Annotated in this window: 1 protein-coding gene (cut by a window edge); it reads right to left on the bottom strand. The window is 52.2% G+C overall.

The window, feature by feature from the left end; genetic code table 11:
• Positions 1-13,652 carry the final stretch of a DUF4347 domain-containing protein gene (locus FHS30_RS14330; protein ID WP_183911200.1) on the bottom strand. Its footprint extends 21,745 nt past the window's final position, so only the last 13,652 of its 35,397 coding nucleotides appear in the window; the start codon falls outside the window, past its right edge; the stop codon is at positions 1-3.

Below are 13,652 nucleotides of genomic sequence, written 5' to 3' on the forward strand. Positions count from 1 at the left end.
TTATTGTTTAGGTTTTAATTTACCATCATCCCAGGTGTATACCTGTCGGCCATTCGGCCCATGACCTGCCAACCACGACGGCCCACTCTTCGTGCTCGGGCGCCCTACCGTCCAACCGCGCTGAGCAGAAACTGCGGCCAATAAGGCCGCCGCCTGCAATGCTGAGGCCGTGTCGCTATCGTCCTCGGTCGCTCGATTAGCTTCACCGTTGGATTGTGGTTGATCGGTCTCTGAATCGAGAGTACACGCCGTCGCACCTTCCGGCAACTCGACTGGCTGTCCATCCGCATCCAGCGGATTCATACACTCTTGCTCATGGCTATTGGTACCTTCAGTACCTGCCTCACCACCCGTGGCAGGTGCTGGAAGGTTCTGTAGAAATTGTATCATTTGCTCATCAGTTAGCTGAGCAACATCACTACTGGAACCCACCGGTGCCAAGGATAAGGCCGCATCGGATTTGATGTTACTGACATCCACTTCCGTCACACGCAGTAACGTTTGCAAACGCAATTCCGCAACTACACCACGATTGTTGTATAGCTCCTCTTGATTACCTCCAATAAGATCTAAGCCTGAAGGTACGGCTGAAACCACAACACCATCGGTGTCCGGCACTGCCGTAATTCGACCGTAGTTGCCCAACATAATGTCGGTGGTAAAGCGACCCACAAACGCATCAGCGCCGGCACCGCCGAGCATCCAATCAAAGCCCGAACCACCAATCAGGGTGTCGTTACCGCCCTGACCCAAGTCTGACGTATCCACATAGAACTGGTTTAACTCATCAAATCCGATAACACCAAAGTCACCAAACAGAATGTCGTCGCCCTGCTCTCCATTCAAAAGATCGTCGCCACCGCCACCGAAGGCCCAGTCATCGCCACTGCCCAGCAGCAGGTTGTCATTACCTCCCAATGGCACGGTGGTGGTTATTGCCTCAACAAAGTCGTTGTCGATGTAGCTTAACTCGCCCTGATCACCGAATACGATATCGTCACCTGCACCCGCATTGACGACATCGCTGCCGAGACCAGCCAAGATACGATCGCTGCCTGCGCCGGAATTGATAGTGTCGTCACCTGCCGTGTCGATCGAGACATCGGTTGTCGCCATGAAGGTGATGAAGCCTTGGCTATCGTAGGTTATGAAACCGTTGTCGCCGATGATGTTGTCATCGCCATTGCCGGTAGTGACGAGATCATCACCACGGCCTGCGAGCACGGTATTGCCGCCGTTACCCAGAATAAACTGATCGTCACCACCAAGTGCTAACTCGCGGGTTTCGACCAGCTGCAGAGTGCCGGCACTGTTTAACGTTATATCGCCGTTATCGGCAATGAAGGTGTTGTGACCATTGGCAGCGGTCACCACATCGGCACCATCGCCGAGGATTGCCATCGTATTTGCGCTACCAATGGTCACTCGATCAGCGCCACCGAGCCCGGCTAGATCACTGTTCATCGCTATGAGGATGTTTTCTTCAAAGCTCAGGCGCCCTGTATCAGCGAGTAACCGCAACTCACCGTTGCCACTGATCACTGTGTCCTGACCCAGGCCCGCAATCACGCGATTAAAGCCACTGCCAACCAACAGGGTATCGTTACCCGCGGTGGCGGCGGTGAGGTCGGTACTTTGCATCAATGATACAAAACCGTTGGCGTCGTAATCGATTTGACCGTTGTCGCCGATTACGTCATCGGCACCGTTACCGGTGGTGACTGTGTCACTGCCAAAGCCGGCAATAACGGTATTGTCGCCATTGCCCAGGGTGACCTTATCGTCTCCACCCTGTGCGCGGCTGGTGCTAACCAGTTGCGTCAGTACGCCGGATGTTGTCCAGGTAATTTGACCGTTGTCGGCCAGCACTTGATGATTACCGTTGGCGGCAGTCAGTTGATCCGCACCTGTGCCCAGTATCAAGACGGCGTTACCTGCGCCCAAATTGACACTGTCGTTACCGCCCAGTGTTTCCTCTAGACTGCGCGCAGACACTAGCACGCCGGCGCTGTAAACAAACTCGCCGTTGTCACCCAACAGGTGATCCACGCCCGCCAATGCCGTCACACTGTCATCGCCCAAGCCGGCAATGACGACGCTGTCGCCGCTACCGAGCGCCAAGGTGTCATTACCACCAAAGGTGGTTGCTGTGCTGATGGCTTGCGCTAGCACGCCGTTGGTGAATACAAAATTGCCGTTATCACCCAGCACCCTGTCGGTACCTGCACCGATGCTCACGGTATCGCTGCCGGTACCGGCAATCACCAATGTGTCACCATCGAACAGCATAAGACTGTCGTCAGCACCCTGTTGCGTTACGATGCTCTTGGCACTTTCGATAATGCCGCCTGCACTCCACAGAATTTCGCCGTTGTCGCCCAATACCGTATCGGTGCCGACACCAGTAGTGACCGTGTCTTGGCCGTTACCTGCGATGACAACCGCATTGCCATCGCCCAGTGTGAGCAGATCGCTGTCGCCTTCCGTGGTTTCGGTAGACGTCGCGCGAATTAACACTTGGTCGAGATAGGCAAGCTGACCGTTATCGCCCAGCACATGCTCATCGCCGCTGCCACTGGTGACTGTGTCCTGACCCAGGCCCGCAATTACGCGATTGAAACCACTGCCAACCAACAGGGTATCGTTACCCGCGGTGGCGGCGATGAGGTCGGTGCTTTGAATCAATGACACAAAACCGTTGGCGTCGTAATCGATTTGACCGTTGTCGCCCATAATTACGTCATTGCCACTGCCAGTCACAACGCTGTCATTACCGAAACCGGCCACGACCGTATTGCTGCCATTGCCGAGCGTAATGTTATCGGTGCCACCCTCACTGAGGGCGGTTGAAACGATTTGTGTCAGAACGCCTGTGGCGTTCCACGTCATGGCGCCGTTGTCGCCGAGTACCCAGTGATCGCCACTGCCGGAGACCAAGGTATCTTGCACGGTGCTGGCCCCCAGCAGTGCCACGCTGTTGCCATCACCCATAGTGACTAGATCATCGCCACCGAAGGCTTCGTCATCGCTGGTCACCGAGCGCAGTACACCTACTTGCCAAAGCGCAGTGGCGTTATCGCCAACCACCAAACTGTCACCGGCAAGAATATCGATGCTGTCGGCACCCAATCCACCCAACGCTTGGTTATAACCGCTGGTAGCACCCAATTGCAGGGTATCAATATCGCCCACAAGCTGGCTCGCACTCACGCGCGTTAAGCCAGTGGCGTCATAGGTGATTTCACCCAAGTCGCCCAGCACGATATTGTCGCCGTCGTGATCGATAATGAGGTCTTCACCCAAACCGCCGACAATGCGATCGGCACCCAAGCCACCGTAAATAGTGTCGCCACCGCCGACGGCTAAATTCACGGAGGTGATCAGTGTCATGTTGGCCAACTGGCTGGCCAACAAACTGGTTCCAATTGCATCTTCGACAACGCCTTCGTCACCGAAAATGATGTCGTCGCCACTGCCGCCATCGATCGCATCGGCGCCTGCGTTGCCGCGAATCAGGTCAATATCGGCACCGCCATAGATAACGTCAGCATCGGCGCCGCCTTCCAAGGTATCGAAACCAAGCTCACCGTAAACGCGATCGGTGCCGCCGTTGGCATAGACGCGGTCATCGCCGTCATTACCGTAGATAACATCGTCGCCCTGACTACCGAAAATAAGATCACCTGCTGTACCGGCATTGGCGCGAATGGCCAAATCGGCGGTACTCGCGTTGATAACATCGGCACCCTGCTGACTGAAAATATCCAGACGGCGCGCTTCTGCATCCGCGACTAAATCCAATCCAAGATGTGCAGGATTGAGCAAGTCGTCAGCGGCACTAACTGTAATTTCGTCGGCGCCTTCGTTGGTGTAAAGGGACGTTACCGTCTGCCCTTCAAGGTACACACTGCTGACGGTAATCAGGTCATTGCCACTACCGGTCCAAATTACCAAGTCACTGTCAAAGTTGCCTGCAGTGGCAGTGTAGTTAATATCGCCAACGGCGGCACCGGTTAGTGCGGAATTCGTTATGGTGATCGGTGTCGATGCATCACTGCTATCGAAATCGCTCACGTACAAACTGTTTTCACCCATGCCGGCATCGATATACACATCACCTAGAATGCCATCGAGTGTGCCATGGGCCGAGTCGCCGTTGGCAAAGTCACCGTTTGCATCACTGCTGATTTCAATGTGATCCGCACCTTCACCCGTGTATAGATGCGTGGCGGTATTTTCGGCGGTGGATTGAACGGTAACCGTATCAGCGCCAGTGCCAGTGTAGACATTCAAAGTCTCGACACCGTAGTAGTTAATACCGTCCATGCGTGTCGCCAAACTCACATCACCTTGCACAGCGGTGATTGACGTCGCAGATAGCTCGCCACGGAAACTAATTAACCATTCGTCACCCACTTTCACCACCGATACATTATTTGTATGCGGCAAATTATCCTGACTGTTATTGGGATTGACGATTGGCAATAGCGCCGCTAGCAGCGCGTCTGCATCGGCATCCCATGCAATATTTGCGGTCCACTGATCCAACACCTGCAGCGCATAATTGCCGCTTGTTGCATTGATGCGCAGCGTTTGCGTTTGACCGGAGGTGGCAAGCGGAGAGCCATTGCGTAATGTGCTAACGCGCGCATCTTTGGTTATTGCGTCCACCAATACATTGCCCGCGCCATCTAAAACAACATCTGACTCTACAAGAGCGTCGGTATTAATAATGACCTCCGACACATCGACACCGGACATTTCACCGCCAAATGTGATCAGATATCGATGCCCGCTAGCGCTCACTTGGTGATTAACGTTAACGCCACCTTGCACACCAAAATGTGTATTCAGCGCTGTCGCTAAATCCGCTCCGTCAATGCCGTAGGTCAGCGCCGTTATCACTCCCGCGCTGCCAAAGTCTAAATCGAAAGTGCCACCCGCTGCGCGAATAACTAGCTGCTGTTGCTCTGACAGCGAGGGCATATCCAAACCGGTTAATGTTGTCGCATTCACCTGCAATTGATTGGCGACTGCATCGGCGCTGTCATCCAGTGTCAGCGTGTCAACCCCATCACCCGTATCAATCGCCAACAGTGCGGCAATCTCATCGGCCAACTGCAAGTCACTGCCAACATGAACCGCGTCATTGTCAGCGCCACTGACGATACTCGTCACACCACTGACGGTTTTAAGCGTGATGATGTTCTCACCCGCACCGGCATCAATGTGCGTACTGCCAGTGTGAGTAGATTCAACTGTAACGTTATCTGCGCCAACACCCAAGTTCAGTGTTAACCCTTCTAGATTGGCGTAGTGAATGCCGCCCTCTACGATTTCGCCTGCAATCACGACATCACCACCCATCCCCATTCCGGTGATGCGGCTATCGGTGAGCGTAATGGATTGATCGGCCGGGCTGTTTGTATTAAATACATTCAGCACATCCACCTGTACGGCTTCATCAACGCGGGTATTTAAATTCACTGGGCGAATGAAATACTCAACACCTGCGGCAATGGTGACGCCCTCTGGCAAGGCAGCAAGGGTCAATGATTGACCATCTCGCGCAATGACATCTAACACAGCGATCAATTCACCATCAGCCATAATGCTGACTTCATAGGGGTAATCATCAATTCTTGGGTCAAATCCATCCACATGCTGGGCAAGATCGGCATCCCAGTATTCTGCATCAGTGTCTGTGATGATCGTGCTTTCCGGTGTGACAACGACCGATGTCAAACTACCTGCCGCAGGGAACAAATTCGTTTCACCGTGAATCGTCAATGGATTATTAAGCTCGTAGTCTGCACCTACTTGCTGTCCACCATCGATAAAAATCGGGCCGCGCAATGTATTTGCAATCTGTCCACCTGGAGCAAACACCTGTGCGTCAGAACCGTCGATAAAGCTTTCGATTTCCGACCCAACAATTGACCCGCCTTCTAACGCATCTATGTCAATCGATCTCAGGCTCGACCAATTGTTGGCGTCGAATATTAGCTGCGCAGTGTCTACCCCCACCTGCACATAATTCGCTTCCGGCTCACCACTAAACACTAAATCGCCATTGTAGGTGCGCGTTTCAACGCCCGCGATATCAAGCGTTACCGTGTCGCTGGGGGCACCCGACAATACGACAAAGTACTGATCTTCTTGCCATGTTGTGAGCGCAGGAGTGTCACCGTAATCTTCGTAGGTGTCCTCGACGTTGTAGGTGATTTCATACCGCTCACCGGCACTAATGCTCAGCGGTGTTGCCAGCGTGAACTGATCGGTTATTGCATCATAGCTATCAATAACAGCACTTTCAGTGGTGCCGTCAGCGCGATGGACAGTAAGCAGCATGCCCGACATATCCAGGAAGTCTGCGTCCGTTGCATGGCCTTCCAACGATACGTTCAGCTGATAACCTGAATCGATGCCCACATCACTTGTGGCAACCGTTGTCGCTGTAGTCGTTGATGAAGATTGGCTCTGCGATACAAATCCACCAAAAATGTTTGTGGTTATAGAGGCAACATCAACTGTCACAGTTTCCGTTTCCACTTGAGTAAGCGTATAACCAACTTCTACCTGATAGTTGCCAATATCTTCAAAAAGGAACAAAGACATTGGATCGGTGGCCATAAAGCTACCCTGATCAAAATAGGCGGTGTAATCAACGTCCGGCAGTAATTGATTACCAGCGGCGTCAAATACTTTCACATAGGGTAGGTACGATTCAGTAGTGGTTTCCGTGACAAGGGTAGTTACAAATGTTCGAGTAAGCTCAATGCCATTTAACGTTTGAGATTCCACCATAGAACTATGGGTGCTGGTAGTTGACGTCGAATATGTCTTAACGAAATCCAAATCGAACAAGCCTTGAGCTGCACTAGTGCGCGACCCACTGACCACTAAACCCGTACCTTCAACAATAATTTTATTGCCGACGGCAGTGTCGCTGCTGGCAAAACCGGCGGACTGCAATTTCGCCATCAATGCGTCTGCCACTAGGTCTTGCGTTGCAACCCCGCTATCAATGTCACTTTGACTGATTACATGGCTGTAATCGATGCCGTTAACAGTAATCGTCCATGTGTCGCCTACCGCAGGCGTAGCGTCTTCATCCACCGCCAACGCGTAGGTATCCCAACGATCCTGATCATCGATGATCGGACTTAAGGATGCCTGCGTAACCGTCATCGCCAATGAAGCGGCAATGGCTCCTTCATCGTCGGCCACTATCTGGAGTGCGCCGTCTACGGCGGTAATGGTATGGTTTGAGAATTCAGCATTTAATGCAGCTGCCGTACTTGCCAAATTACTGCCTACAGCAACGCCGCGGCTAACGCCGTTCACCGTTAGCGTCCAAATATCCGACGGGTCGCTGTAGTTGTAGCCTGCGTCAATAGCAACCGCATAGCTGTAGGCCGTAAAGTTTTCGGTGCTCGGTGTGCCATCCACACCACTGTCGGTAACCTTGGCCTGCAAGGTTAAATTGGGTGCTGCGCCGTCGGTCCTTTTAATGGTTAGCGTGTTGCTATCTGCATCGTAGCTTGCACTATAGGTGGTGCCGTTAGTCGCATCGCCGTCGCTATCAATAGTATTTAATTCGGCTACAAACTGAGTACCTACAAGATCGAGATCATCGTTGTTAAACGGCCCCGAGATTTCGGTGCCCGATAAAAAGATTGACCAGTCGCGCGCGGTGAGCGACTCATCCAAGACCAAGGTCTGTTCGCGCAGACTATCGGTGGCAGTCATCGTCGCAGCGCCACTCTTCGATGTGCCGCTGACAATGGCATTGCCATCGTTGCGTATCACGTCGAAACTTTCACTACCGACGGTATAGACAATCGTGTAATCAGTTGAATCCAATTCCGTTGTCAACTGTGATACAAGGGAAGCAGCCACACTAGCGCGATTGGTAATGCCTGTATCATCGCCATTAACCGTTGCCTCAACACCGTTTACAGTGACCTGCCACTGCGCACCATTGTTAACAGTGCCACCGACGGTGAAAGTTTGACCCGTAACCGTTTCATTTATAGCCGAAACGATTTGTTGCGATTCCATGGTCACATCGACAGACACACCATCAATATCAATAACCTCTATCGCATTGCTATCGTAGCTGATTCGGTAGCTGGCACCTTTACCCGCGGTGACACCATCCCCACCCTTCACAGCGGAGACCAAACCTGCACCGATATCATCCCGATCGTCACCCGCCGCAGCTTGATACGTATAACTGTCAGCACCAATGGTGATGGTCCAAATATCACCTACTGTGGCACTGTCGCCCGCGCTATCGAGGGACAAGGTGGTCTTTGTCAAGTCTTCCGTTGTTTCAGAGGGTACTGCCGTTGAGAAATGGGTGATACCTAACCGGAAACCCACAACCGGATTGCTGACTGTTAATTGCGTTGGATCATTACCGTCGATTTCTACCGTGAACAAATCGCTGTTCAACGCCGCATTGAGCAGTCCACTCAACTCAGTGGCAAGGCTAGCACCCGTGTCTGTAGCATCATCAGCGTTTACTGTGAACGCTTGATCATTCACCGTTACTGTCCAACTTTCGCCAATAGCAACTACTGCGGGGAAATCAATGCCCGAAGATGTATACCAACCGCCATCGGTATTACTTACCGATTCATTTTCAAGGTGTTCACCGAGCGCGCCGTTAAGCATTTCGGTAGTCACGGTAAACCAATAGCGATCCTTACTACCGTTTCCTGAACCATCGACCGTGATATAGGGCATGCTCGAATCAATGCCAGTGCCCGTACCGATATTGGCGTTGGGCTCTGTATACCAGCCGGTGTTGTCTTCGTTGCCAATACCATTTGCCGCGGACGTCGACTCACTCAGCCATTGCCCACCGGCACTGGATTCCAATTCATTTTCTAGCAGTGTTGCAGGAATGAACTTAAAGTCTGCCACGTATTGCTCCGGCAAACTCACATGCAACTCGTAGTTCACACCCTCAGGCACTCCACTGCCGTAGGTTGCCGTCGTAGATTCAGATCCATCCACTTCAATAATGTAAGTGCCCGCCTCGGAAATGCTTTGGCTTAAGTGGATATCATCACTGCCGGTAAATGGCGTGTCGGCGAGCTTCACCAATTCTGTGCCATTTTGGCGGAACAATTTGAATTTTGATTGCCACCAGGTGGTATCCGCATCGCCTTGGTCTAGATCTGCCGTAAGCACAATGGGGCCGTTGGCCAGCATGTCGTCGGTCACCACAACTTTGTAATAATCCCGCGTACCATCGCCGGTGCCCACCACCGTTACATGCGGTGTCGAGGATTGCGCAATGTCCGGGTGGTTAGCGGTGCTCCAGCGCGTAAGGCTCAGATCCTGCGCCTGGAAAGGCGCATCGTTGCCAATGCGTTCATCAATTTCAGCAATACCGACGGTACCGGCAAACACAGTGCCGGTACTGTTAGTCAAGGCTTCGCCCTGCGCTAACACGCCAATTGACGCGCGTTCAGCAACACGACTGGTGCTATCACTTTGCAGCTGGTAGCTCTCTAGATCTGTGGTGCCATCGCCATCCATATCGATGCTGACGCGCTCCAGTAGCAAGAGGCTTGGATACTCGCCGTCGGCAATAGTTACATCCACCGACTCCATCGCCAAGTTATTAAACGCTGCATCGGCGCTGGTAACTGTGTGGGTAATACGACCGTAGTGCTGGCCTTCAACGCCATCATTAGCTACAGCGCTGAAAGTTACCCACTGTGGATCGTTCCAATTGTCTTCAGTAAAGGTCAATGTCGGCTGATCAACAGTTAACTGTCCATCAGTTTCAATGGTGATAACGACGTCTTCCGTGGGTGCCTGACTCAGTACCACGCGATAGCTATCGCTGTTTAAATCCGCAACGGCCTCCGCCACCAACGGATTCTCGGTGTTCTGACTCACAATGACTGAAGCGCTATCGGCATCAACCACTTCAACCACCAAGCGCGATACGTTAAGGCGATCGTAGTCGCTACCATCTTCATCGGTGAGACCTTCCATTACCGAGTGACGAATTTCCACGAAATCGTTACCCTCTGCTACACCATCAGCAGGCGCAGTCACGGTAATGGTTTGGGCAATAAACCAATTGGTCCGATCAAACACTAATGCCGTGGCATTTGCAGTGCCGTTTAACAATACGCCCACAGCACCAGCGTCCTGTAACTGATCGCTGGGCAAGGTCGCCGTGGCAGAAATGCGCACCACATCCTCCGGCGGTCGCGTCAATACGACTTCGTACACATTGATCGCATTAGGATCTACCAGCGCCGTGCCATTGTCGTCTTCATAAGCACGCAAAGGGCCGACCAAAGGCCTAATAATGACGCCCGCTTCGTCGGCATCCATGACGTTGGCGGCCAACAACGCGCGCATTTCAGCGAGTCGTTCATCGCCACTGGTGATCACATGTTCAATCAAGCCACTGTGGCCCAACAAATCATCGGCAACGACAGAAATCGGTTCACCATTGTTGCCACCGGCCGTTTCAAAGGTATCGCTACCTAGGCCGCCAAACAAATTCAACTCAACCTTTTCACTGGTACTCATCACATAGAAGTTGTCGTTACCTTCCATGCCGTCAATCACCAGTTTTTCAATACCGGTAAAGCTCGTGTACCGCCCAGCGCCGTATACGCCCTCTTCAGTTACAACAAATTCGTCGCCAAACTCTGTGCCCAGAATGGTGACCGTATCGAGGCCGTCTCCGCCACTGATTCTTACCGGCGCGTTAATGGCATAACTGATGAAGTCTGCACCTTGTCCACCGTTAATATTGGTAAAGGGTGCTTGAGGATCGTTGGGATCAATAAGTACAAAACTGCGCACCAAGAAGGTGTCGTTATCAGCGCCGCCAATTAAAGAGAGCTCAGCCACATTGCGATACACGGTGAAGTTATCTTCACCTGCACCACCATCTAACGTGAGGCCATAACTGTTGCCGTTGCTAATGAAGCCCTGGGTAATGGGCGTGGTGTCAAAAATATCATCCGAAGACAGCCCAGCCGCTGCATTGCGGGGCGAATTGAATATCTGGCCAACCTGGAAAACATCATTACCGGCTTGGCCCAGCACGGTAATCACCGCACTGGTTTCATCAAAGACAAATCGATCATCGCCATCGCGACCGTAAACGGTAATGCCACCGTTGAGGTCGGAACCATAATTAATGCGCTCTATGGCACCGTTCTCTAGGACTTCTCCCTCGGCATCAGTCTCAAGGGCGTTAATGGCATTGGGGCGGAACAGGAACTGATCAGCGCTGTTAGTACCGTATACATGCAATGCATTCGTGGCCAGCAGCTCTGCTTCCGCTTGATCAGCGATGTTGATGATGCTGTCGCCGGTTCCGGCCAGACCCACGTAATAGGTGTCCGAGCCAATTTGGCCGTGGACATCTAAGGTGCCACCTACGCCATTCTCAAAGGTTTGCTCACCCAATGCGGTGTAGTTCACCCGCAAAAGGTCATTGCCATCACCCGCGTTAAGTTGTGCATAGTCACCGGTCGCGCCAACATTGATGGTATCGACACCGTCGCCTGCGTGCACAATCGTCGAAACGGTATTCGCAGTACTCACAAAAATAGCATCGGTACCATCGCCACTGTTTATGGTGACCAGATCCATTATGGTGTTGCTCTCCACGTGCACTACATCGGCGCCACCGCCGGTGTTTACCGTGATATCGAGCCAGTCCACGCCATCACTAATGGTCACGTGATCCACTTTGTCGAACACCGTGAGCACATCATCAGTCGTGTCTGCGGTATCTTGATCGTCCGTAACATCTGCATTGACGTTGAACGTTGCGTTCTCAAATCCACGCAGCCAGAGCCCGCTCCAATCGCTGTCAGCCAACTCAATGGTGTCGTAACTCACATCGTATTGCGTGCCGTCGATACGACCGCTTACGTAGTCATTGTCAACGGTCACTTCAACCAAGGTGGTGCGATTAACAGTGACCGTTTCCGGCAAGTAGAAACCTGCAGTATCCTGGAACTTAGCTATATCAACACTGTATTCATCCGCAGCGTTGCCAGCCACTTTAGGCTCCAGAATTAGACCGTCGGACAAAAGTGCCGAAATTTCTACACTGCTCTGCGCTTGTGTTAAGCGAATCAACTTATCGACGTTTTCTTCCGTGAACTCATCGCCGATGGTATTGGCAGAATTGTCGAAACCTGCATCTGCCATGAGTGCATCACGATACGAAATCCAATTGTCCGCCGTTAAATAACGCTCCGTGGTTTCGCCGTATTTGGTGCCAGATGCATCTTTGAGATCTGCAACGTAATCCAGCAATTCTTCGTGGGCAACATCTGCGTTAAATCGGTTGATCGAAACAGCTTCAAGAATCTGTTCGCCGTCACTGCCCACGCCAAAATAGGCGTAGGTGTAGTAGCTGGTATTAAGTGCATTGATGGCGTTGGTATACGCAATCTCCATGGCCAACGTATTGCCCATCAGGTCTGGATTGCCTACACCACCAACCATGCCGGTGTAACCGCCGACACTGTAAGCGATCTGCAACAGTCGCAAGGTTTCGCCAGTGACATCATTTGAAGCCAACAGCTCAGAGTCATCCGGGCGGCCCACTAGCCCAGCATAATCACCTGTACCCGCATGCCACTCATTGGCATGTTGTAATAGGTTTTCATCCCAGATTTCTTGGCTGTACTGATAGCTCGCAGTGCGGTCAGTTAAATCGATATCATTGCGGGTATAGACTTTAAGATTCGTACTGGCTTGCCATTCAAAGTCAGCAGCTAGTGTGCTGTCTGCCGTTACAAGCGTAATGAAGTTGCGCACAGCAACCAGCGCTTCTACAGCTGCTAATGCTTGAGCATCTTCGGCCGCCCACGCCTTGAGCGTCGCGTCTGCCAACAGCGCATTAATTGCATCTAACGAAAAATCACCTGCGCCAATAATCGCGCTTCCATCACTGTCTTTTTCACCCAGCAATTGCTGACCCATCTTGGCCAAATTTTCAATACGGGTTTTCGTTGCAATTTGCTCCGCACCAACTGGCGTCAAGGCTGCACTGGCGTTGCGCAAGGCTGACAAATCCGTCGAGAGCGATAACGTTTGCTCAACGGTCTGAATCTGCAGTTCCACCTGCGCATTCGGTTCTTCACCTAGTGCCAACTGGTCCAGTATTGCAATTTGGGTTTGCTTATTGGCGCGCTCTAACGCGCCTTGTACATCCCCGTGGTTGGCATCAGCCAACAGCCCCTGAAAGCCCGTCACCCAATTTCCGCTGGCGTCATAATGCCCGATGAGCGATTCATCATTTACGTAAGTAAATTCCGCTAAATCCATATCGACACGGCCTACGTTGAGGTCCGCGCCATCGGCATCAGCAATATTTAATGTCAAAGAGTCGCTGCCAGGTCCACCCGCCAAACGCAAGGTACCTTGGATGTCAGCCAAATCAAAGGTGGCTGGCATGATTTTGGTGACCGTACGCTGGGTCAATCCATCAAAACGATATGAGGCTGCCCCCTCGTATTCTTGCGCTACATAGCTCTGCTCAAGGTTTACATTAGTGTCTGTGGGCGCCTCTGCCACCGGCTGATAGAAGAGCGAAATTAAATCGCGGAAAAGATCGCCACCCGCTCCTTCCGAGTATTGTT

Origin of the sequence: Simiduia aestuariiviva (assembly GCF_014192475.1) — a bacterium.
Lineage (GTDB): Bacteria > Pseudomonadota > Gammaproteobacteria > Pseudomonadales > Cellvibrionaceae > Simiduia > Simiduia aestuariiviva.